The sequence below is a fragment of the Candidatus Methylacidithermus pantelleriae genome, assembly GCF_905250085.1.
GTDB lineage: Bacteria > Verrucomicrobiota > Verrucomicrobiia > Methylacidiphilales > Methylacidiphilaceae > Methylacidithermus > Methylacidithermus pantelleriae.
The window spans coordinates 1-23,113 of record NZ_CAJNOB010000017.1 but is presented as its reverse complement, the minus strand read 5'-3'; the positions used below and the strand labels follow the sequence as shown (position 1 = coordinate 23,113).

Below are 23,113 nucleotides of genomic sequence, written 5' to 3'. Positions count from 1 at the left end.
CACTTGCAACGGCGGTCATGTCACCTTCGGCCTAGCTGCGAGGCTTCGGACGAGGGATGCATGGTCGATTCCATGGCGGGGTTTCGGAAGAGACGCAAAGGGGCCGCATGGGGCGCACGTCCGGTCGAGGAGGAATCGGCGGCCTCCTACGCCTTTGTCCCAGAAAACGCAAGACTGGGCGCTCCCTGGGCTTTGCCAGCGGAATCCCGACACGGGAATGGTCGGTAGCACTGTTCGGCCGGCGTCCAGGATGATCTTCCCTGGTAGGGAAATGATTGTCCGTGGTTTTAGGCGTGGTCGATAAACTGGGAGCAAGCAGGAAAACAAGCCAGAAACGCTGGGCCCATCATGCATCGCCCGCCTTGCTGTCTTAAGCGTTCTCTATCCGTGTACATGGCTCCACGGATTAACCTCTTCTTTCGCCGATTGCCTTATCTCGTTGGGAAAGTTCCCTTGGTCCTAGCGGTGAGGAATTTTTCTCCTCTCTTGCCACTATCCTCTCCACAGAGCTCGGAAGTCAGAAAAACTAGGGCTCGTAATCGGAGCGATCGACTCTCCCCCGCACTATTTCCTTCGCTCGAAGAAAGGCCTTAACGTTTTCCAGGGCAAGTGCAAGCGCCTGAGATCGAACGCTTGGGACACACGTTGCGTTATGGGGAGAGCCAACCACATTGGGGAGTTCTAAGAAAGGAAAGCGCAGGGAGAAGCTTCCGTGCAACCGCGGCTCCTTCCACCAGGTATCAAGCCCAACAAGGAAGTTGGGACAGCGGACCAACTTTTCGAAGAGAGCCTCTTGGTCAACCAGTTCTCCCCGGGCGACGTTAATCAAAATCGCATCTTCCTTGATCCTTTCCAGTTCCGCCTTGCCAAGAATCCCTCGGGTGGCTCGGGTCAGTGGCAGGCTTAACACAATAAGGTCGGCGCGTGGTAACCATTCGGGAAGTTCTCGCAGGGTCCCACACCTAAGTACTGGCTCAGTGGTTTGCCCCGATCGGTTGATCGCCCAAAGGGAGACCCCAAACGCTCGCAGAAGCCTTCCAATTGCCCGGCCAATACTCCCAAAACCCACAACCAGAGCCTTCATCCCCTGGAGCATGCGATTTTCGGTACGGTCGTCAAAGACCCGTTTCCTCAAGTTTTCCAGTTGGTGCGGAATGCGCTTTGCCAATGCAAGGACAAGAGCCAATGCATGTTCTGCCACCGGCGCCGAGTAAGCTCCCGGGTTGCACGCAACTTCCACCTGTGGATCGAGCAGCTCGTAGGGCGCATGATCAGCCCCTGCGGTCACCAGCTGGAGAAAAAGAAGATGGGTCATCCGGGAAAAGATTCGGGCTGGCTCCGGCCGAAAATCCCACCGGGGGTTCCAGCTCACTAAAATGCTAACCTCCTGGAGGATCTTTTCCCGAACCTGCGAATCAAGAGAGGGCCAAAAGTGAACGGGAGTTTCGCGGCCGAGAATACGCTCAAAGAGTTCTCGATCCCCCTTCTGCTCCTCAAAGGATGCCAAGACAACCCCAGCCATCCTATCCGTTTGTTCTCCCTGATTCCCCTTCCCCCATCGAGCCTTCGAATCGGAGGCGCTCCGGGGGAACCTTCCACCGCAGGGCCATTCTCCAAATGGCCAGCGGCAGGGCCGCGTAGAACGAGGCCGCTATCCCTGGCAACATCCCTGGGACCACGCGAGGCCGGCCTTGCCGAGCCGCCCGAAGAGCCGCCTCCACGACCTCATGTACGGTGGTCCACATGAAGTCTGGCGCTAGGGAAACACCCCCGTCTTCCTTTCGACGGCAAGCCCTGTCAAAAAACTCCGTGGCGACAGGACCGGGACACACAGCTGTCACCGTAATGCCATAGGGGGAAAGTTCCCAGTACAGGGATTCGGAAAACGAATTAAGATAGGCCTTTGAAGCCGCGTAGACCGCAAAAAAAGGGATGGGATGAAAACCAGCAATGGACCCGACATTAATAATCCATCCGCGTTTCTTTTTCATCATCCCGGGAATCACTTCCCATGCAATCCGAGTCGCAGCAAGGATGTTTACCCGAAGCATCTGCTCGACTTTTTTCCAGCTGGCGGTATGAAAGGGTCCCATATCTCCCAACCCCGCGTTATTGACCAAAAGATCCACTGAAATCCCCCGAACGTTAACCTTCTCCAAAAACCGATCGAGCTCGGCCGAATCAGAAAGGTCGACGGTCTCTGTCCAAATGGTTAGCTGCCCAGAAATCGATTGAAGCTCCTCTGCCAAAGCCATCAGCCGGTCCTTGCGCCGGGCCACCAAAATCAAAGACGCCGCCTTTGTCGCAAGGTGGCGAGCGAACTCCCTTCCAATACCCGATGAGGCCCCCGTGACCAGAGCTGTGACCCCCACAAAGGGGTCGTCTTCAGCGGATCTCATGCAAGAGAATGGATTCCAATAGCTCGTCCCCCACCCGGGCGGACGACAAAAACACCAGCTTCTGTCCGGACCGCACAACCCCCCGATGTAACAAGCGCGCTTCTGCTGCCAAAACGGTCTCTTCCGGCCTTTTGGGAAATTCCATTTGGAAAGCCCGAATACCATAATAGAGGGTGAGCCTCCTACAAAGCCCTTCATCGGGAGAAAAAACAAAAATAGAGGAGTACCGGGGACGAAGTCCGGCCACGACCGCCGCCAAGTATCCGGAGCGAGTAAACACGCAGATTCCATGACTGCGCGTCTGATTAGCTAGGTGGACCGCAGCACTGGCCAGCCGTTCATGATCATTGGCCGGTTCAAAAAGTTTCTCGTAACCAGCCCCTCCACTTCTCTCCGTCCGAACGGCCACGCGATCCAAAACCGATACACAATCCGCGGGGTACCGACCGGCCGCCGTCTCGCTAGACAAAAGCAAAGCATCAGCTTGCTCATAGACGGCGTTGGCAATGTCCGTAATTTCTGCCCGCGTGGGCACTGGATTTTGCACCATGCTCTCCAACAAGTGGGTAGCAACGATGACAGGCTTTAGCTGGGCAATACACGTTTTCACGATGCGCCGTTGGATAATCGGCAATTCTTCGTACGGGCACTCAATCCCTAGGTCTCCTCTTGCCACCATGACCGCATCCGACACATCGATAATGGAAAAAAGGTTCTCAACCGCCAGACGGTCTTCGATTTTCGAGATCACCATGGCTTCGGCCCCCTTGCTTGCCAAGAATTCCCGCAGCTTCTGAATGTCCTCGGGCTCTCGGACAAAGGATAGGGCAAAGAAATCCATCCCGCATTCAATCCCCAATGCCACGTCGGCCAAATCCTTATCGGTCAGGGCAGGCAGCCTAATCCGGACTCCCGGGAGATTGATGTGTCGTCGGCTCCCCATAACTCCTGGGGTAAGGACCTCGCACCGGAGAAAAGTGTCGCTTTTTTCCAACACCTTCATCCGGATTACCCCATTGTCCACAAGGATGATATCCCCTTGGGTTATGTCCTTCGGTAAATCTTCGTAGTTGACCGACACGGAAGGTGACGCGCTACTGTCAACTCCTCCTACCGTAAAGGTGAACATGTCGCCTGGCCGCAAGGCCACATCGTGCTGCAGGTCTCCCGTCCGGATGGCTGGGCCCTGAGTATCCATCAGAAGTCCGACGCACCGGTCGAGCTCAAAAGCGATTTCTCGAATGAGGGCGCATTTTTCCCTAACCCATGCGTGCCCCGCGTGGGACATGTTAAAGCGAAAAACATTTACCCCTCGCTCGATGAGAAGCCGAATCATGTCCGGCGACTCACTGGCCGGACCCAGGGTAGCGATAATTTTGGTTCGGCGTGTCCAAGGGAAAAAGGGCCGGGTAGCGCGCTCTTCGGCCTGCGCGCTACGCCCCTTTAACTCTTCTGAAATTTCCCACATAAGCGATCGTTTCTTACGGCTCTCGATAAGGGACCGTTCGAATCCCTAGTTCTCGCAGCTGCTCTAGCTCGACCTCCGTAGGGGACCCGGTCAAAAGATCTACCCCCGCACTATTCTTGGGAAAAGCAATAACGTCCCGAATGGTGGTCGCCCCAGCCATCATCATCACAAGCCGGTCGACACCAAGTGCAATCCCCCCGTGAGGCGGCGCCCCATAGGATAGCGCTCGCAAAAGATGACCAAATCTTTTCTCCTGTATCATCGGATCTAAGCCCAGAATCTGGAAAATCCGTGCTTGCAGTTCCGGCTCATGAACACGAAGACTTCCACTCCCGATCTCTACCCCGTTTAACACTAAATCGTAGGCCAAAGCCCGCACCTTTTCGTACTGGCCCTCTTCGAACAACTTCCAATCCTCCGGATGCGGCCGGGTAAAGGGGTGATGGGTGGCTTCCCACCGATTGGCCTCCTTGTCAAACTGGAAAAGCGGAAAGTCGGTAATCCAAACAAAAGCAAATGGCTCCTTGGGGATATGGCTCTTAGAAAGCCAACTCATCACCCTCTCCCGGATTTTCCCTAAAACCTTGCAGGCAATCTCCCAAGATTCGGCCGAGAAAAGAAGGAGATCCCCCGGCTCAACTTCCAGCCGCTGCGAAAGCGCCTCTTTTTCCTTTTCCGTAAGGTGGCGTGCAATCGGGGATTTCCATTCCTTCCCTTCCACCTTAACATAAGCTAGCCCACCAGCTCCCAAACTTTTAGCTTCCTCTATGAGCCCTTCCAGCTGGGCAAGGGAAAGCTCCGCCAATCCCTTGGCATTAATCGCCTTAATCACACCTCCCTGCTCTAAGGCTGCTCGGAAAATCTTGCATCCCGTCTCCGAGAAGATCTCACTCACATCGGACAATGCTAGGGGCCAACGGAGATCAGGCTTTTCCGTCCCGTACCGATCGATCGCTTCCCAATAGGAAAGACGAGGAAACGGTAACGAAAGCTCCACCCCACAAACTCGGCCAAACGCCTCCTCTAAAAAACCTTCCACCCATCCAAAAAGCTCCTCCTGATCGACAAAGGAGGCTTCCAAATCGATCTGGGTAAACTCCGGCTGGCGGTCGGCTCGAAGATCCTCGTCGCGAAAACACCGAGCAATCTGGTAGTACCGCTCAAGGCCAGCGACCATAAGGAGTTGCTTGTATTGTTGCGGAGCTTGGGGCAACGCATAAAAGCACCCCCGATGCAAACGACTCGGCACTAGAAAGTCACGCGCCCCCTCCGGAGTGCTCTTGGAAAGAATAGGGGTTTCTACCTCGATAAACCCTTGTCCATCAAGGTAATCCCGGATGGCCCGCAGAACCCGATGACGAATACGGAGATTTTCCAGCATCGGGCGGCGACGCAGATCCAAAAACCGATAGGATAACCGCAGCTCTTCTCCCGGGAGATTCCCTCCATGCAAGGGAAACGGCAAAACGGCACACGGACTCACCACGCGAAGGCCATCCGCATTGACCTCAATTTCACCGGTCGCCAACCGCCTGTTCTCGGTACCCGGAGGACGGGCTGCCACCTCTCCCCATACCTGAAGTACCGATTCTTCCCGCACTCGATGGGCTTCTTGAGTAGCCTCGGGACAGCGGTCTGGATGAAAGACCACCTGGGTAATCCCTTCTCGATCTCGAAGGTCCACAAAGACGACTCCCCCATGATCCCTTCGCGAATGAACCCATCCGATAAGCGTTACCCGCTGGCCTATGTGACAGCGCCGAAGCTCATGACAATGATGGGTACGCTTGGGGAAAAACCCCGGCTGGGCTTGGTTCCCTTTCATTCCCACTTGACCCTTCCTCTAGCAGCGCTCGCGCAGGAACGGGACGATCTTGTCCACTGGGATCGCTCCTTCCTCCGTAGCCTTAAGCTTTTTAAAACCGACCAGGCCTTTGCACCAACGCTCATCTAAAAAAAGAGCATACCGGCACCCACGTTCCTCGGCCAGCTCAAGCTGTTTCCGAACGCTCGTCACAGAAAGGGGATAATCGGCTCCAAGACCCGCCTCTCGCAAGCTTTGTAAAAGAGCGGCTGCAGCCGGGCGCAGATCCTCGTTCACCAGCACTAGATAAGCATCCAGCGTCCAGCAGCGCTCCCGCCCGGGAAGTTTTTCCCTTAAAAGTTCCCCCAAAACAACATCCCCCATCCCGAATCCCGCCGCCGGCAAAGGCTCGCCTCCAAACTTGGGCACAAGATCGTCATACCTTCCTCCTCCGGCAATGGCCCGCAATCGTCGCTGCCGGTCGAAAATTTCAAATACGATCCCAGTGTAATAGGCCAGTCCCCGGACGACCCGCAAATCGATCTCAACAAATCGCGTCATTCCTCGCCAAGCCAGCCGATCGAGAAGCTCCTGGAGACGAGGCCAGCGCGGTTTTTCTTCCAACACCGAGAGGATCGGCTGGGCCCATTTTCCCAAACGCTGCACGGTAACTTCGTAAGGTTCTCGTTCGCTTTTATCTATCACCTGCAAAACATGAGTCCATTCCTCGGGATCGACTCCAAGCTTTCCCAAAAGATCCGCCCAAAAAAGCCGGTCACTCACTCGAACGACAAAATCTTCTTCTTGCAATCCCAATTCCCGGAGTGTATCGATGGCCAAGGCTATCAATTCACACTCCGCCTCTAGACTCGGCTCTCCAATGATGTCACAATTGAACTGAAAGTGTTCTCTGAGTCGCCCCCTTTGCATTCGCTCGTAACGAAAAAGTTGTGGAATGGAAAACCATTTGATCGGCTTTTTATATTGTTTGTGACCCCGTGCAATCATTCGCGCCAAAGTCGGCGTCATTTCTGCCCTCAGTGCGACTTCCCGCCCCCCACGATCCACAAAGCGATATAATTGATCCAAAAGCTCCCCGCCGCTTTTCTTGGCATAAATCTCCAACGGTTCCAGCGGAGGACCATCATACTCGACAAATCCGTACCGCCGCGCTACCCTTCGCCACGCCTCAAGAATGCGGTTCCGAAAGCAAAGATCCTCCGGATAGAAGTCTCGAAACCCCGGCAAAGCTTGCATCTCCCACATCCTAGCAGAAAGGGGGCCTCGGGTAGCACCCCAAAATTTTTTTGCACAAAACCCTCGCGCGATTCAGACCTCAGGGTTTGCCCGCCCAGCTGGCCAACCTTATCCCTCCTGGGTCAGCCGATCTCCTAGCTTTGCCAGAAGCTCCCGGACTTCTTTCCCGGGCTTGAACTTTACTACCGGTCTTGGAGGAATAATAATGTCGGTCTCGGGTTGTTTGGGATTCCTTCCCTTTCGCGCTTTTCGCATCTGTACTTGGAAGATCCCAAACCTCCGCAATTCAACTGTCTCCCCCTTGCCCAGGCTTTCTTTCAAACAGTCCAAAAGCTTCTGAAGCACCTGCCCGACCTCCTGGTGGGAAAACCCTGTTTCGTCACTTACCCGAGCGATCAAGTCACGGCGCGTTACGTGCCCCATGGGTTTTGTTGCCATCCTTCAACAAGATAAGAAAGTTTTGGAGGAAGAAAAGGGATAGTCCCGTTTTTGGGAGCTTTTACCGCCAGGCCTTCCGCTTCTGTCACCCGGTTTGGCAAATGCTCCCAATAGAAGCTCGTGGCGCATCCCCTCATTCCTTCTCAGTTGCACGGCTGCAAGTTTCGTGGATGGGTGAAGAGTTGCACCTTACCGCAAGGTCCGCCAAGTTACTGGGACCATGGGAGAAGCACCTCCAAAGAGTCGACCCAGCTGGCTTTGGCTCGCCATTTTGATTGTAAGCCTTTTTCTCAACGTGGTGCTCCTAGCCATCCTGACTGGGAAAAATAAGCTTGGAGAGCGCTACTCTCCCAGAATGGAAGAAGAAGTTCTGGCCGACGGAGTAGGCGATCGCTCCACAAAGATCGCCGTGGTGGATCTGCGGGGTCTGATCAGCACCGAAGTCCCAGGAGTTTTTGGAGACTCCATGGTCGAAGACATTGCCCTTGAACTCAAGCAAGCCGTGTCCGATCCCAAAGTCCGAGGTATTGTCCTGCGGGTAGATTCACCAGGAGGGGAAGTAGGGGCTAGTGACACCCTTTACCACGAGATCGCGAAGACACGAAACCGGAAGCCGGTCGTCGTTTACATGGAATCCATCGCAGCCTCGGGCGGTTACTACGCCTCGCTCGGAGCTAGCTACATAATGGCGGGAGACCTCTCGATAACGGGAAGTATTGGGGTCATCATTCAAACGTTTAACTTCCATCATTTGCTGGATAAAATCGGTGTTAAACTTTTAACTTTTAAGAGCGGAAAGCTTAAGGATCTTTTAAATCCTGGTCGTGACGTTACTCCCGAAGAGGAAGCCTACGTACAGGGGCTCGTCAACGAGAGTTACCAGCGTTTCGTGGAACTTGTAGCCCGAGAGAGAAAACTTAAGGTTGACGAACTAAAGGATCGGCTGGCTGACGGCAGGATTTTTTCAGGAAAGCAGGCGCTTGAAGCCAAACTTGTGGACGGCCTTGGATATTTTGAGGATGCGGTTCGGAAATGTCGCGAGCTTGCAGGAGCCCCCGCTGCTAGGCTGATTCGCTACGTCCCAGGGTTTTCGGTCGGACGCTTGCTCCGGCTTTTTTCTTCGCAGTCCCCAAAGGTGGAAATAACCGTAGGGCCAAAGGCCCTGCCCCTGGAAAGTGGTCGACTCTACTACCTCACTCCTCTGGCTGTGTGGCAATAGGTTTTCGGAATTCCCAAACCGACGGTGCCCAGGCGGGTGATAACCCCCCAGTAAGTCTATGAATCACTTCCCTGCGACTTACTTCTCTTTCCCCCCTCTCGCGGTCTGGTTTTTCCTAATCGTTCACCTGGCGGCACTGGTCTCTCTTGTCGGTGCCCTGCGGCGATGGAGTCTCGAAGGAAGCTTGCAACCGCGGTTAGGCAACGTAGTTGAATTTTCCTGGACCGATGCCCTTGCCATTGGTGTCCTGCTTTTGGGGGGCGTTTTTTCGGCGGGTGGTTTCTTTTTGGCACTTGCACCGATTCCTTTAATCTTGGTCCTTGTTCGCTTTCGCGGCCTTCCGATTCGCTCCTATCTAGGGCTGGACCGGTACCGATGGATTCATATTTTCGGGCTTGGCCTTTGGATCTGTTTGGCCGCCTACCTGCCGCTCCAAGCCCTTGCGGCCGGATGCAGCGCCCTCGCTCAAGCGCTCGGGCTGCCCGTCGAACCCCAGCCTGCCGTTGTATGGTTTCTCAAGGCCCGGGGAACCCCAGGTTTTTGGTTTTTACTGGTGGCCGTTTTGGGAATTGCCCCGTTCGGAGAAGAGCTTTTATTCCGAGGTTTCCTTTATCCTCTTCTCAAACGCCGTTTCAGCTATCCCCAAGCGGTGGTGTGGAGCGCTGCCGTTTTTGCCCTCTTCCACGCCCATTGGCTTACATTTCTTCCTCTCTTTGGCCTTGGAATCGTTTTGGCCTTGGCCTACGAGTTTTCAGGAGCGCTTTTGCTTTCGATCGCCATCCATTTCTGGTTTAACGGGTTGACCACAGGCCTTTTGCTTCTTGCCCCTCCATTGTAGGGAAAGTTGGCTCCGCCACACGCGTAGGGACGTGAAAACTTAGGCAACGGCTTTCGCGCCAGGCTTTTTTGGTAAGCGCCCAGTGCCACCGCCTAGATTTTGGCAAAATCTGCCGGTGTCCTTCCCAGGTTGCGAGACTTCCGAAAGAGGGCTTCCTTTAGGCTTGCGCCGGTTTGTAAGACCGACGTCACGCTCAATGACCCAAAAATTTACCCAACAACACCCTCTCCGACGAAGCTCAGCTGCAAAGTGAGTCCTTTCGCCGCGAATTAGCAGTATCCTGGAGTGTATTTCTTCCAATAGGCCTATTCACGATGCCCACTTGATGTGTCCCAAGTCGGACGCCCGATTCCCTCCGAGCCCGCGGGTTTGCTTGGAATCGACCCAAGGGGATTCGACCAAGCCAGCCTTGGGAATATGCGGAACGGGCTCGTTGCGGAAAACCGGATCAGCGCACGGGATTTCCCTTTAAAAAAACCAGTTAGGTCTTCTCCGTATCGGTCGGCTGAAAATGCCTAGCAGACTCCTCATCTTGCGAGGGAAGCCAACCGAGCTGCTCGCCCGATCAAGAAAGAATGCTAAACCGTTTCTAAAACTTCTGGAGCGATCCCGGGAAAGACCAAGGCGTTTCCGACGTGTTTCGGGAATAGACTGGATCGCTCCTTCTTGGGCAATCCGCTGCTGTGTCTGCTCGTGCCCCATCGCGTTGGGAATCTCGCCAACACGCCGTCAGTCGTTCAAAACTCTCGCACCGGGGCGCCAGCTTGGCGCCGCGCCTGGCTAAAGCGGATGTCGTAGATCGCGCAAACCACATCGCGGCGCCTGGAAAAGGGCAACCTCATCCCCAAGCACCAGGGCAGGCAAAAGGCTGGGCCAAAGAAGGATAGAGTCTTGGCTCGCCTTCGAATGCCGTTGGCATTATTATGCAGAGACATCCATGCCCGCTATTCTGGTCCTCGGTCTTGTTTACCAATGACATTTCTATGAGCCCAAGGGAAAGCACGCTTCCCGCTTCGATCCATTCATGCCATTGTTCAAAGAACCCATGAGTCGGCCTCGTTATCCCGATGGTCCCAGTCACAACTGGACACTTGAGGAGCAATACGCCCGGTGCCGGTTGCACGAAATAGGGGAAAAGAGGCTTATCCAAATCCTCACCCGGCACTGGAAACAAGATCGGGGTGTGCTTCGCGCTCTGGAAGAGGACTGCGCGGTTTTTCGTGGTTTACCCGATCAGGGGTTCTGGCTTCTCAAAATAGAAAGTGTGGTCGAGGGAGTCCACTTTACCAAAGGAACCCCCTTTTTTCTTGTGGGGAGAAAAGCCCTGGCTCGCGCTCTTAGCGATCTTGCCGCCATGGGCGCGATTCCAAGGTATGCGATGGTGGCACTAGCCGCCAGTCCCCGTCTTTCTCTCTTTGCGCTTCAACGATTGTACGAGGGTATGGAGCGGCTAGCCAAGGCCTACCGCCTTTTTTTTGTCGGAGGCGAAACCGTACGGTCGGACGCCCTTCTTATTACTGTGTCCCTGTTGGGGCATACACCGGGATATCGCCCGGTGTTGCGCTGCGGAGCCCGGCCGGGAGACTCGTTATTTGTCACCGGAGAGCTGGGTGGAAGTTTTCCAACCAAACACCTTGTTTTTGAGCCCCGTCTTCGAGAAGGCCAGTGGCTCGCCCAAAATCGGTTAGCAAGAGCAATGATTGACCTAAGTGATGGTCTCGCATCGGACTTATCCCAGCTAGCCCGTGCCTCCGGCGTCTCTTTTGAACTGGATTTTTCTAAGATTCCCAGGCGCCCTGGGATTTCCCTTTCCCAAGCTCTCCAGGATGGGGAAGACTATGAGCTTCTTTTTGCGGTTGCACCAGCAAAGGTCTCACAACTCCAGAAACAATGGCCCTTCCGGACCAAGCTTACTTGTATCGGTTTGTGCCATCCGGCCGATCCAAAAGCATCTCAGACTCTGGACGCTTTTCATGGGTTTGATCATTTTGCATAGCCCAGACCAGATGGAGGCTCTGGGTCAAGAGCTAGGACAAAAGGCTTGCTGCGGAGAAGTTTTTGCCATTTCCGGGCCCCTAGGCGCCGGCAAGACCACTCTCATCCGAGGCCTGGCACGAGGGTTAGGGTTTGCGGGAGATGTGACCAGTCCTACTTTTACCTGGATTCATGAGTACGTCGGAGGCCGCCTCCCCTTGGCCCATATCGATCTATTCCGCCTAGAGAATGAGGAGGACATCTACAAGCTGGGGTTGCTGGACTATCTTCCTTGGGAAGGAATTACGGCCGTCGAATGGCCGGAAAAAATCCAGGCTTTTCTCCCTCCAGGAACCCAGCACTGGGAAATCGCCATCGTAGGGGAGGGAGTCCGCTCGGTAAGGAGACGCCAAGCATGATGCTAGCTTTGGACTGTTCCTTTAGCCCCGTCAGCGTTGCCTTGGGAACGCAAGGACAGATCGTTTGGTATAGGGAACTTCCTGGAAACCACCGGCCGACTGGAGCACTCTTCCAGATGTTAGAGGAGGCAATTCCTACACCCCACGGGATTTCTCTCATTTTGGTAGGGCTCGGGCCAGGTTCCTTTTCGGGAATCCGACTGGCCATTGCAGTTGCCCAAGGACTAGCCTTGGCTTTGGGAGCCAAGGCCTTGGGCCTTTACAGCGTTTGGTCGCTTGGATGGCGATGGCGAAAGAAGGACCGGATTGGAATTTTTTCCGACGCCCGGAGAGGCGAGCTCTATGCCACTTTCTTTCGGCAGGGCAAGCTGGAGAAAGGCCCGATGGTGATTTCCAGGCGCGATCTTGCCCTCTGGACCCAGGGGCTAGATAGGGCAATTAGTCCTGATCGAGTTGCCCCTGAACTTTCCTGGGATTACCCTCGGGCCAGTGATTTTCTTGAGTTATGGGAGGAGCTAGGGGACGATTGCCTGTGTCCTAACTTGGAACCTGTCTATTTGAGAAGCCCCGTTCCGTGAGTCTACCTTTTCGATCCTGGGTTGAGATTGACGGCCGCGCCCTTCGATCCAATGTCCGGTTCCTTCGCAAGCTCCTTGGGAAAGAAAGGAAACTGGTGGCCGTTGTCAAATCGGATGCCTATGGCCATGGGTTAATCCCGGTAGCAAGCGAACTGGAACGAATAGGAGTCGATGGGTTCGCCGTCGCGGATCCCCAAGAAGGAAAGACCCTGCGCGAGCACGAAATCCAACTCCCCATCCTCGTTTTAGGTCCTTGCCTTAAAGAAGAATGGGAGGAGGTCATTGAGGCAAGGCTTTGCCCGGTCATTTCCACCTTTCAAGAGGCGCAAGAACTAGCCGTCCTCGCCCAACAACGCAAGCAACTGGTACACGTCCACCTTGCGATCGATACGGGCATGGGACGCGAAGGATTAAGCGGAGAGGCTTTTTTCAGAGAATGGGAAAAGATCAGAAAGCTTTCCTGGATCAGAGTCGCTGGGCTTTTTTCTCACTTTGCTTCCTCCGACAGCGATCCGGAAGCCACGCGGCACCAGTGGGAAACGTTTCTTATGTACCGCAAAAAACTAGGTCTCCCTCTGGGGCATATTGCCAACAGTGCAGCCATTGGTTCCAATCCGGCTTACGGGCAGGACTGGGCTCGAGTAGGACTAGCCCTGTATGGCCTTTCCCCCTTTCCTTCCTTGCAATCTCGACTACGGCCGGTGCTTTCCTGGAAAGCCAGGATCAGCCTTTTTCGCTGGATGCCTCCCGGCAGTCCAATAAGTTATGGGGGTAGCTACGTCGTTACTTGTGGGGAGCGGATCGCCACTGTAACTGTCGGATACGGTGACGGGTATCCCCGCGCGCTTTCCAATCGTGCGTACGTTTTGGTCAAAGGAAAGCGCTGCCCGATCCGGGGACGCATCACCATGGATGAGCTCCTCATAGATATTTCCCACATACGCTCCGTACGGCGCGGGGAAGTGGTGACGCTGCTCGGAAAGTCCCAGGGCGAGGCCATTTTAGCAAGCGATCTGGCGGAGATGGCCGGGACAATCCCTTATGAAATTTTGACGGGAATTTCCCTTCGGATCCCGAGGGTTTACCGGAATTTTTCATCCCTCACCTGTGAGTTCCTCCCTCCAATGAATTCGGGGGCTTCTTTAAGCGGATGCGTGTTAGAGCGCGTATCTAAAGAGAGGGGGGGATGAGAACCTAGCTCCGCCTCGCCTCCCCTTGTTTTTAAATTCTAAAGCCGGATGCAGACCGACTTAAGCTCTGTGTATTCCTCGAGGACGGCATGCCCCATTTCTCTTCCCCATCCGGATTGCTTGTAGCCTCCAAAAGGCAAAGCGGCATCAAAAATATTGTAACAGTTGATCCATACCGTCCCTGCCTTGAGTTCTCTCGCGAGACGATGCGCCTTAGAGATGTCTCGCGTCCAGATTCCCGCTGCCAGTCCATAGATGGTTTGGTTGGCCGCAGGAGGAATTTCAGAAGGGTCCTCAAAGGGGATAGCAACCACCACAGGCCCGAAAATTTCTTCCTGAACGATGCTCATTTGAGGTTGAGCGTTCACAAAGACTGTGGGTTCCACGAAATACCCTTGCCCCTCTTTCTTTTTTCCTCCCACCACCGGTCTGGCTCCCCCCTCCTTCCCCTCTTCGATGTAGCGGCAAACTCTCTCGAGCTGCTCTTCGGAAACTAGGGGGCCCATTTGGGTCTGGGGATCCCAGCCGGGACCCAGGCGAATTTTGCGAGCTTCTTCCGCCACCCCTTCCACTACACGGTCAAAGACTTTCCGCTCCACGTACAGCCGCGTGCCCGCGCAGCAACATTGACCATGGTTAAAAAAGACAGCACTAGCTGCGGCAGGAATCGCCTCTTCGAGCTGGGCGTCTGCAAAAACAACATTGGGGCTTTTGCCTCCAAGTTCGAGTGTGACCTTTTTGAGATTACCTGCCGCAGCACGAACGATCTGTCGCCCCACCTCCGTAGATCCCGTGAAAGCTACCTTATCCACATCTGGATGTGAAGCCAGCGCCGCACCCGCTGTTTCCCCAAAGCCCGTGAGAATGTTCACGACACCTGGAGGAAAACCGGCTTCGATAATGAGTTGGCCAAGCCGGAGGGCAGAAAGAGGTGTCTGTTCGGCCACTTTGAGAACCACCGTGCAGCCACAGGCAAGTGCAGGACCGAGCTTCCAAGCCGCCATAAGCAACGGAAAATTCCACGGTATAATCTGCCCACAAACCCCAACTGGCTCGCGGACCGTGTACGCTAGATATTCGGCTCCCGGAGTGTAAGGAACAGAAATGGGAATCGTATTACCTTCGATCTTCGTCGCCCAGCCCGCCATATACCGGAAGAGGTCCACCGCCAGCGGAACATCGACCGCCCGTGCCACGCTGCGGGGTTTTCCGTTATCGAGCGACTCGATCACTGCCAATTCATCCGCATGAGCCTCTACTAAGTCTGCCAACTTCCAAATGAGCCGGCCCCGTTCCGAAGGAGTCATGGTGGGCCAAGGGCCTTTCTCTAATGCACTGCGGGCTGCCTTGACCGCTTCGTCTACGTCCTCGGCGGACGCTTCCGCCACCTCCGCCAGAACCTTACCGGTCGCCGGATCGAACGTGGGGAATTTCTTTTGGGTAACGGAGTCTACCCACTGTCCCCCGATCAGAACCCGGTGTCGGGATTGAAGGAAGGAAACCACTTCCAATGGTAAGTCGGGATACGTCTCCTCAAACCATGCTTTCGGGGTAGCTGTCATGGAAGCCCTCCGCGGGATAAAAAGCTCTTTCTTTGCCAGTTGGAATAGAGACCATAGCCGTACACAAGACTGTCACCTAAAAGAAAAATTATACGCTAATAAGCTTATGATTGCAATCTTTTTCCGGACGCCCTTTCGGGGCCTAGAAACGCCCAGGCCTTTTTTGGTAAACCAACCGTACGTTGAGGAAGCCTTCAAAGGGGGATTCCCTTCTCCAGACGTCTGACATTCCTCCTTCCTCTTCCTTGGTCTCTCCTCACCTCTTTCGGAAAAGCTCCCTTGCGTGGCATTTCTTCTTTTCCGGTTTCCAAGCTTATTTCCGCCAGAAGCTATGAGAGAATATTTTCGTCCGACCAAGACTACGCGTTCTCTAGAGGCCCTGCTGCCGCCCTCAAGAATACGAACCTAGCTAGCACTGGAGGAACTACCAGCGTAAGAAGACCTTTTTTCAGCTAAAGCCGCCAACAAGGCTTCAGTAGAAAGGCCTGACCGAACTGCCTCACCGTTGATGCTGGTTACCTGGGACTGGTACTCGGTGAAGGAAACAATTTGCGATTTACGCCACCATTTCCCTCCCCAAGAAAACCAATCTGAAAGATCTCCACTCGACGTCTGTGGCAAGCGCTCCTCCAAGCGACGGCAGGCTTCTGTAAGCTCCTTAAGCTGTTCCTCAACTTTGGCGACTAGTGCTTCCTGTAGGCCCTCCCCCGAAGAGGAAGCGACCCATTTTTTTTCGAGTTCCAGGCGGGCTTCCCGTTCTTTTTCAAATTGTTCTCGGGCTTCGGTCAAAAGAGCCCGAAGCTCGCGGTATTGGCTATCCCACCAGTTTTTCAGCTCGGTGATGGCTTCTTCGTGAGCCTGTTGTAGTCCTCGGAACTGCTCACCCAGCCAGGAATCGAACTCCTGCAAAGGGATGGGAGGGAGCCCACCGAGGGAACCAGCTTCCTGGTCCCTTTCTTCAAGGGCCGCCTGCAATTTCTCAATTTCTTCCTTAAGGCCAATATTTTCTTCCTCGAGCTGTCGAAGTAACTCTTCCGAAGATTCGGCGGTCCTCGCCCCACCCAGTCCCTCTTCCCCCTCGATCGCTTGCCGCTTAAGTTCTGCGAGTTCCTGCTGGAGGCGTTGAAGCTCGGCCTCAAGAGAACTGCGAACCCGCTTTAACTCCTCGTTCTCGGCTTCCAATAGAGCCTTTGCGGCCCGAATCTCTTCCGTCTCTCTCTTCCCAAAAAGAGTCATGACCGACCCATCCTCCTTGCCACCTTGTGGTTACCAGTTGTCCCCCCTCTTGACAATTTTTTTCCCTCCCTCCCAAGAGCCTCTTATCCGTGGTTGGGAGGGAAAAGGCTCGAAAAAAGATCCAGTTGACGAAAGCTAGTCTCTTAAGACAAGCTAGCCAAGGAGCCCGGTTCTGAGCTTTAATGCCAAAGAGGAGAGCTTAAAAACTCGACGCACAGCCGGAATCGGGTCCCGCAAAAAGCGGTTCCATCTCTCAGCGTGGTCGAAGAAAAACCGGATCCCAGGAGGAAGGAATGTTAACTTTGGTCCATATGATCCTAGGCACCAAGGGCGGGGTGGGGAAAACGACGCTTGCGTGTCACCTGACCGATTACTTGAAAACTCACCAGGTACCCTTTGCGCTCTATGACGGAGACGAGGAAAACCACTCGCTTTCCCGCTTCTTTTCCGAAGCCAATGCCATCAACCTGCGGAACGTCCGAAGTATCGACACGGCCGTTTCTGAAGCAGAAAGCGGCCGTCATAAAGTGGTCTTGGTCGATCTTCGGGCCGGGAGCGGCTCGGAAGTCCTGGAGTGGTTTGAAGACGTCCCGTTTGATGAATTACGAGTGGAAGGTATTGGATTTGTTGGGTGGGGGTGTGTCACGACCGATCCCGATTCAGTGACCACCCTTCTGCACTGGGCTGATGTCCTTAAAGAACGGATTAGCTACGTCGTCGTACGCAACGAAAAGGACGGGCCTCTAGGAGAACAGCTGGATGGTTCGATGGGAGCCATTGAATTTCTTAAACGCAATCGCCCCCCGGTACTCACCATACCACGCTTCCATCCCGAGCTGATGGCCGAACTCAATCGCCTCAATTTCTCGATGGGAAAAGTTCTTTCCTTGGAACAAAAAGTCCCCGGACTCAATGACACAATGATGCGGAGGAGACTCCTTCGGTATCAAGGCAAAATCTTCGAACAGTTCGACAAGATTCGAGAACTGATTATTCCTGCCTAAAGCCACATTGCGATCTCTAAGGACATTCCAGATAAAACTCTCGCCTCTAGCACTGAAAAGAGGCCGTGGTTTGCTCTCCCTTTTTGGGGAGGGCTATTGCAAGTTCGGCTTGGGGCAGAGGGCAGAGTCCGGTCCTTTGTGGTTTGCCGGATTTTCCACGCTCTGGGGTTCAGCTTTGATCAAAAGAGCGCGGGTTCTCATCCTCGAATCCGCCCTGTGCCAGAAGCTACGCTTGCAAGCGGTGTACGGAGTTCTCGGAGTGGTGACTTCGCGCGCTGACCATCCGTCTGTGACCCACGGGAAGAACTCAAGGAGTTGCCAAGAGCTTGTATGGGGACAGTAAGGTTATTTGCTTGCAATGTATCTAAGGGGAATTGAGTGGCAGGGGATTGGCTACAAGACGGTTTCGCGGATGGAGAAGGAGGGTCGTTCGGCAACCCAAACCGTGATCGGGCCTGCGGAAGCGGCGCAGCCTAAGGGTCTTGGCCTCCACGCGCGTGTGTCCAGCGCTCCCCAAAAGCGGATTTGGGCCGGCAATGGGCTTGGATGACCCGGGTTCGTTCTCTAGCAAACGGTTGCCGATCGTCAAGAAGGTCGCGGTGACTCTGCTTCGGCCTCGCGAGAAACTCGTGTGCTTCGGCTGGGATCGCCTTGAGGGGCTGCCATAAGCAAACTCCCTGTTTTTGACCTGCCAGACCCAATTGCCGTTGAGGCCTGAATAGATCTAGTGTCTTACCACCTTATGCCGGGCTTTGCGGCAGCCGGGGGAAAGCCGGCTTTCTTGGCTCGGACGCAGGCTTGCGTTTCCTAAGCGAGCTCAAGTGGTCGTTTTTGCACGGGTTCGGTCTTGCTGGCCGGCAGTTCAAAGCCATCTCGGTCCACCTCGAAGCCAAGATCGCCTCCACCTAAGAGAGACGGGCGGAGAACTCTCGAGGAGATAAGGATACACGTTTGGAAAGCACAAAAAAGAGATCGCCCCGTTAGAGAAGAAGCCGGGATCAACTGTGCTCCATCAAAAGAAGAGAAGGCTGGGCATCCTGCGGACAAAACTCGATCCGGTTCCCGGCCGATCAAGAGTCCGGCCGCCTTCCGCTCTGGTTGGCTGCCCGTGGCCTTTTCCGGAAACCCCTTCCTTGGAAGAGAAGGAATGCACGAACCAAGCCGACGGGAAGAAGAATTGGCAAGGGGAGTGGAGCCAGCAATCTTTTGTGCTCGGATCAAAAGACAAGACCCTGGGCAACCCATCGTGCCGGGCCATAGCCGGCCAGGTCGGAAGCTTGCGGCTAAAGTTACCACTGCCAGACGGAATAGGGAGCCCGAGAAAGTGCGGGGTGCTGGAGAGCGTTCGCGCTGCCTGCGGCGAGGAGCCGATCCTCTAGGTTCCTTCCGCCAAGCGGATCCTGACTGCGCCACCCAGGACGGGGAAGGTCACCCGCCGGCAAGAGGAATGCGCGGTCGGGCTACCGCTTCGTGCGCGACGACAAGGGCTGGCGGGTGTTGGCGAGCGTCGAGGCGCAAACGGTGGGTTTGGCGACCGATTCTCTTGCCGGAGCGCTCGGAATGCATCTTTAACAAAGACGAACTCTAGCGACAGCCGAAAAGCGAACTATTCGGTCATCTCGTAGGAATTTGGCGGACTTACCCTCAATCTCTACAGCGAGAGCCAGGAACAAGCGAACGCGCTTGGCGGGCAAGCGTCGAAAAAATCGCCGGGACCTGTGCCGCTGCGGGCAAGTCATTTAGGATCGAACGATGGGATCTCCCTAAGGGGAGCGTACAAACTCAAGCCGGTTGATCCCGCCCGAGCTTGCTCGCTTTCTTCCTTTGCCTACGTCAAGACGATCGCGATGCTAAAAGAGGCTTCCTTTCGTCCTGGACTCGACCCAATCGAAATGGACCCGGCCTATGCTTCGGTGATCGCGGCGGTTCATTGTGCGTGCCGCCACGGCACGTGTTCTCACCAGAGTGCGGTCTGGAGCTCCCGCCCGGGGAGGGTTGAGCCTATCCTAACCGCCCGGCCGTTCGAACGGCCGTCGTGCCGCCCCGCACTGGACGGCTCGAGCTCACCTTTGCCCTGCCTGCGAGGAACGGGGCGAAGCATGTGTGGTGGGTCTGGACGACTGTTCGAAGGAGTCTCACAGCCGTGGATGGGCGGTCAGGAGGTCATCGAGTGACTCCCGCGTCTTCACCTCTGAAAGCGCCGGCATTGGGCACTACCCGGGTTTTCCCCGTAAAACCCCAGCACGCGAATCGCGAGCAGCACGGTCGAGCTCGTGGCCTGGATGATGTGCCCGGGTGGGGGAAAGGTTATGCATCGTTTAAGGAATGCCTCAGGACATGTTAGGCTCCATGGATTCCCCGGGAAGACGGCCAATCGGTTAGACAACAAACTTGGACAGCTCGTCTCAATCGTGGTAGTCAATAGGGTAGGGTTTCCCAGTGAGACCAAGAGGAGGCAAACGCTAAGGTGGAAAAAGAGAGCCATCCCGTTGAGGAGCGGCGTTTTCAAGGGGTGTTGAGTGAGGAGTACGAGCTATTCCGCAAGGTATATCCCCATTTTGATCTTCTCCAGTGTTGGGTCGGAGAAGCTGTTGCAAGCTATCCGAGTCGCCATCCGGGGGAACCCATCCGTGTGCTCGAAATCGGCTGTGGCACGGGTAGAACGGCACGGTCTCTTCTTGCTTCGCGGGCGGATCTGGTCTTGACAAGCCTGGACAACGAACCAGCTATGCTCGAACAAGCCGAAGCCTACCTGGAGTCTTGGACGAAGTCGGGGAGAGTGATGCTAGTGCTTGCGGATGCGTGGCATTTTTTGCGGGAGCAGCCGGAGGGTTCCTGGGACGTGGTGGCGTCGGTTCTCACGCTCCACAATATGGATCGGGAGTATCGCCGTAATCTTCACCGAGAGATCTTTCGCGCATTGGTGCCAGGAGGTCTTTTTATCAACGCTGACAAGTATGTGCCTAGTGAAGAGGAGCGTTTTAAGCTTCTCGGGACGGTAGTGGGGTGGTTTTTCGATACGCTGGTGCCTCTGGGCAAGTGGGAACTTTTGCGCCAGTGGATCTTGCATGTATTGGCCGATCAAGCGCCTGAGCGTGTCATGTGGGAAAAAGAGGTGGTTCAAGAGCTTGAAATGCTCGGATTTGTCGGGGTACGAGTAGGGCCAAGGTCCGGTATGGAAGCCCTTCTTTGTGCGGTGAAACCTCCCGGTTCCTAAGGACAACGGGCACTGCAAGGCTTGTACATGAGGAAAGTATTTCGGATGAAGGGTCGTATTAATCGTATTTCGGTTTTCATGCTCTTCCTTGCCTTCAGCTCGAGCTGGGGGGCAGGGTGTACGTGCTGGGGAGCCATCTGTCTTCCTTTGAACCGCGTTTTCCGCGGTCAGGATCGGTTTTATCGTCTCGTGGCCCGAGCACAAGCCGAAGGTTGGCGCTATTTGCCCCTGGGAGACCGGGTCGTACGGGTGGGCCTTGCTCTTTGTGGAACCCCCTACTGTCACTATACTCTCGAGGTTGATGATCGGATTGAGTCTCCCTCAGCGAATTTTGAAGGCATGGATTGTTGGACGTTTTTTGAGATCTCTCTGGCTTTTGCCCGGATGCTTAAGCTGAAGGACCATGACTACCGGCCCGAAGATCTTTTGCATTTAATCGAGCTGGAACGCTACCGCGGAGGACACTGCACGGGCAATTATCTTTCAAGAATTCATTTTTTAGAGGAGCTATTTGCAGACAATCAAGCAAGAGGGCTCTTGGTTAATCTCACCCCATCCTTGGGGGGTGTTCCCATCCACCGGCACGTGCGCGAGATGACTGCTGGCTGGAGACAATATCGTTATCTGCGGGCCAACCCGTCTCTTTTGCCGGCAATGGCCCAGATTGAGGAACGAGTTTCCCGCCTGCCCGTCACCTACATTCCCAAAGAGCGGGTACGGGAGGTCGAAAGAGAGTTACAAAACGGGGATATTATTGCCATTGTCAGTCGAGACGAGGGAGGCTATACGTCCCATGTGGGCTTGGCGTACCGAGACGCTTCTGGTGTTCTGCGCTTTATGCACGCTTCTTCGATCTATGGAAAGGTGGTGGTTGATCGACGAATCTCGGGATATCTCAACGAACACCCCGGGACGGCTGGAATCACGGTTGCTCGGCCCAAGGAGGTACCTCCCGCACTCTTTACGCTTTCTCAGCCTGGGGAAAGGCTCTAAGGAAATGCTTCGAGACGTTCCTTAGGAATTGGGCGAAGGTTTCCTTTGAGCCTGAGGGATCGAAGGGGAAAAAGAGAACCGAACCAGAAAAGAGATGACGGACTCCAGTCAATCAGCCGAACAGAAAACCAGGGAAGCAAAGTCTCTTTCCGAGGTGCTGGAGAGACTGAAGAAGGAGCTCTCCTTCGGGTTAGCGCTTCTGTCTGTGCGCTCGCGGGAGTTGTGGGACTCCCGAGAGCTGGCTACGGAAATCCGAAAGCTGCGGCGAGTTCGCCGTCAACGCGTTGAAGAACTTGGTGAAGCCACTCATAGGCTCTTGCAGGAGGGCAAACTGGAAGAGCTCTCAGAACTGGAAAAACTTTCAGGTCGGGTACGGGAGGTGGAAAAGGAGATCGAAGAGAAGGAGGCGGAACTAGCTGAGGTTCGACACCGAGCCGAAGAAACCCTGGCCCGCGCAGCGCAATGGGAACGGAAAGGGGACATTTGCCGATGCGGTGCCGCCTGGATTCCCGGAGCCAGGTACTGTCATCTGTGCGGCAAGCCTCTACCTCCTTCGGAGAGTACGGAAGCGAAGAGAACGGCAGAACCCCCACCTCTGCCTGTTAACCAAGAGATCCAAAGAAGGGCCGAGCCTGCGCAGGAAGACACTTCCTCAAGTCCCCTAGGAACGTTACCCCCTGGTGGGGAGCCACCAGGGGAAACCTCGGAGTAGGTTCTACAAGAACGTTTTCGACCAAGGGGGCTCCATCCGCTTCTGCCACACTGGATCGAAGACAGGATGGCAAAGTAAGAAGCCAACCAAACAGTCTTTTTATTTCGGCTTTTTTTGTTGTCATCCTGTCATCCGCACGACTAACCTTAGCTCGTCGCTTTCATCCGCGACTCGTTCCATGGGAATGGCGAAAAGAGGCGGATTCTTCCAGGGGATGGGTGCGATTCGCCAAAACGACGTTTCCTTTGGACGAAAGGAAATCAAGGGGTATGCACGATGCTTGTGGGGTTTGGCAGTGGAAGGCCTCGTAGCGTTGGTCCTTGAAAGGCGGCAGACCAGCTACGGGTTACAATGCTTGACAAAGGGGGTGAGAAAAAAATGACGGAAGATCGGAAAGCGTTGGTTCGTCAAAGCTGGGAATGGATAGAACCAAATGCCCAGGCTGCTGGGGAACTCTTTTACTCAGTGCTTTTTGAGATGGCTCCATCGGTACGACCGATGTTCAAAACGGCCATTTCGGAGCAAGCCAATAAACTCATGCAAGCCATTGGGTTTGTGGTCAAAGGGATGGATCGATGGGACACGGTGGTTCCGGTATTGCAAGACCTGGGTCGAAGGCACGTTCAGTATGGGGTAATGCCTGAGCATTATGACATTGTGGGAGAGGCACTCTTGCGAACCTTGGAAAAAGGTTTGGGGGAAAGGTTTACTCCGCCGGTCCGGGAAGCTTGGACGAATGCATATCAGTTAGTTGCCGGAGTTATGAAGGAAGCGGCTTACCCAACGAGCTAGCTGAACTTCCGCT

Annotated in this window: 22 protein-coding genes; 14 read left to right on the top strand and 8 right to left on the bottom strand. The window is 54.8% G+C overall.

The genetic code is table 11. The annotated features are described in order from the left end of the window. A partial coding sequence (locus KK925_RS05655; RefSeq protein WP_214096336.1) for a hypothetical protein occupies positions 1-228 on the top strand: 228 nt, incomplete at its 5' end. Between the two features lie 298 nt (positions 229-526). On the opposite strand, the gene KK925_RS05650 is transcribed toward KK925_RS05655, so the two are convergent. From KK925_RS05650 to KK925_RS05625, 6 genes are all read right to left on the bottom strand, one after another. Beyond that, complete coding sequence (locus KK925_RS05650; RefSeq protein WP_174583264.1) at positions 527-1,522, bottom strand: NAD(P)-dependent oxidoreductase; 996 nt, start codon at positions 1,520-1,522, stop codon at positions 527-529. Position 1,523: 1 nt separating this feature from the next. Further along, positions 1,524-2,399 (bottom strand): SDR family NAD(P)-dependent oxidoreductase, encoded by an 876-nt coding sequence (locus KK925_RS05645; RefSeq protein WP_174583263.1) that lies wholly within the window; start codon positions 2,397-2,399, stop codon positions 1,524-1,526. Continuing rightward, positions 2,386-3,867, bottom strand: a complete 1,482-nt coding sequence (gene pyk / locus KK925_RS05640) for a pyruvate kinase (protein ID WP_174583262.1) — start codon at positions 3,865-3,867, stop codon at positions 2,386-2,388. Before pyk ends, KK925_RS05645 begins: the two co-directional genes overlap by 14 nt. A gap of 13 nt (positions 3,868-3,880) precedes the next feature. Then, a complete protein-coding gene (gene aspS, locus KK925_RS05635; protein ID WP_174583261.1) occupies positions 3,881-5,692 on the bottom strand; it encodes an aspartate--tRNA ligase in 1,812 nt (603 codons plus the stop codon). Between the two features lie 18 nt (positions 5,693-5,710). Next, on the bottom strand, positions 5,711-6,937 hold the full coding sequence (locus KK925_RS05630) for a histidine--tRNA ligase (protein WP_236027866.1): 1,227 nt from the start codon (positions 6,935-6,937) through the stop codon (positions 5,711-5,713). 99 nt (positions 6,938-7,036) lie between these two features. Next, positions 7,037-7,351: an HU family DNA-binding protein gene (locus KK925_RS05625; RefSeq protein WP_174583260.1), complete on the bottom strand. Its 315-nt coding sequence runs from the start codon at positions 7,349-7,351 to the stop codon at positions 7,037-7,039. Between the two features lie 235 nt (positions 7,352-7,586). Here KK925_RS05625 and sppA point away from each other — a divergent pair, with 235 nt between their 5' ends. From sppA to alr, 6 genes are all read left to right on the top strand, one after another. Next, on the top strand, positions 7,587-8,585 hold the full coding sequence (sppA, locus tag KK925_RS05620) for a signal peptide peptidase SppA (RefSeq protein WP_174583259.1): 999 nt from the start codon (positions 7,587-7,589) through the stop codon (positions 8,583-8,585). A 58-nt stretch (positions 8,586-8,643) separates the two neighbouring features. Next, positions 8,644-9,423: a CPBP family intramembrane glutamic endopeptidase gene (locus tag KK925_RS05615; protein ID WP_174583258.1), complete on the top strand. Its 780-nt coding sequence runs from the start codon at positions 8,644-8,646 to the stop codon at positions 9,421-9,423. 1,045 nt (positions 9,424-10,468) lie between these two features. Further along, positions 10,469-11,419: a thiamine-phosphate kinase gene (locus tag KK925_RS05610; protein ID WP_174583257.1), complete on the top strand. Its 951-nt coding sequence runs from the start codon at positions 10,469-10,471 to the stop codon at positions 11,417-11,419. After that, positions 11,397-11,816 (top strand): tRNA (adenosine(37)-N6)-threonylcarbamoyltransferase complex ATPase subunit type 1 TsaE, encoded by a 420-nt coding sequence (tsaE, locus tag KK925_RS05605; RefSeq protein WP_174583256.1) that lies wholly within the window; start codon positions 11,397-11,399, stop codon positions 11,814-11,816. The genes KK925_RS05610 and tsaE overlap by 23 nt, the downstream gene beginning before the upstream one ends. Then, a complete protein-coding gene (gene tsaB, locus KK925_RS05600) occupies positions 11,813-12,394 on the top strand; it encodes a tRNA (adenosine(37)-N6)-threonylcarbamoyltransferase complex dimerization subunit type 1 TsaB (RefSeq protein ID WP_174583255.1) in 582 nt (193 codons plus the stop codon). The genes tsaE and tsaB overlap by 4 nt, the downstream gene beginning before the upstream one ends. Beyond that, positions 12,391-13,584 carry an alanine racemase gene (gene alr, locus KK925_RS05595; protein ID WP_174583254.1) on the top strand — a complete coding sequence of 398 codons (1,194 nt, stop codon included), beginning with the start codon at positions 12,391-12,393 and terminating at the stop codon, positions 13,582-13,584. Before tsaB ends, alr begins: the two co-directional genes overlap by 4 nt. Positions 13,585-13,622: 38 nt before the next feature. Here alr and KK925_RS05590 read toward each other — a convergent pair whose 3' ends face one another. Together KK925_RS05590 and KK925_RS05585 are read right to left on the bottom strand one after the other, a co-directional pair. After that, entirely contained in the window at positions 13,623-15,146 is a 1,524-nt protein-coding gene (locus KK925_RS05590) for an aldehyde dehydrogenase family protein (protein WP_174583253.1), read from the bottom strand. Between the two features lie 405 nt (positions 15,147-15,551). Next, positions 15,552-16,382 (bottom strand): hypothetical protein, encoded by an 831-nt coding sequence (locus tag KK925_RS05585; protein ID WP_174583252.1) that lies wholly within the window; start codon positions 16,380-16,382, stop codon positions 15,552-15,554. 293 nt (positions 16,383-16,675) lie between these two features. On the opposite strand from KK925_RS05585, the gene KK925_RS05580 reads away from it, so the two are divergent. The 7 genes from KK925_RS05580 to KK925_RS05550 all read left to right on the top strand — a co-directional run bounded on the left by KK925_RS05580 (position 16,676) and on the right by KK925_RS05550 (position 23,100). Continuing rightward, complete coding sequence (locus tag KK925_RS05580; protein ID WP_174583251.1) at positions 16,676-17,386, top strand: nucleotide-binding protein; 711 nt, start codon at positions 16,676-16,678, stop codon at positions 17,384-17,386. A 358-nt stretch (positions 17,387-17,744) separates the two neighbouring features. After that, entirely contained in the window at positions 17,745-17,936 is a 192-nt protein-coding gene (locus KK925_RS05575) for a hypothetical protein (RefSeq protein WP_174583250.1), read from the top strand. A 1,168-nt stretch (positions 17,937-19,104) separates the two neighbouring features. Further along, positions 19,105-19,560 (top strand): hypothetical protein, encoded by a 456-nt coding sequence (locus KK925_RS05570; RefSeq protein ID WP_174583249.1) that lies wholly within the window; start codon positions 19,105-19,107, stop codon positions 19,558-19,560. 293 nt (positions 19,561-19,853) lie between these two features. After that, positions 19,854-20,603, top strand: coding sequence for a class I SAM-dependent methyltransferase (locus KK925_RS05565; protein ID WP_174583248.1), 750 nt, complete (start codon positions 19,854-19,856; stop codon positions 20,601-20,603). A gap of 45 nt (positions 20,604-20,648) precedes the next feature. Next, positions 20,649-21,596, top strand: a complete 948-nt coding sequence (locus KK925_RS05560; RefSeq protein WP_236027865.1) for an N-acetylmuramoyl-L-alanine amidase-like domain-containing protein — start codon at positions 20,649-20,651, stop codon at positions 21,594-21,596. Positions 21,597-21,690: 94 nt separating this feature from the next. Then, positions 21,691-22,308 (top strand): hypothetical protein, encoded by a 618-nt coding sequence (locus tag KK925_RS05555; RefSeq protein WP_174583247.1) that lies wholly within the window; start codon positions 21,691-21,693, stop codon positions 22,306-22,308. A 378-nt stretch (positions 22,309-22,686) separates the two neighbouring features. After that, positions 22,687-23,100: a globin family protein gene (locus tag KK925_RS05550; protein WP_174583246.1), complete on the top strand. Its 414-nt coding sequence runs from the start codon at positions 22,687-22,689 to the stop codon at positions 23,098-23,100. Positions 23,101-23,113 lie beyond the last annotated feature (13 nt).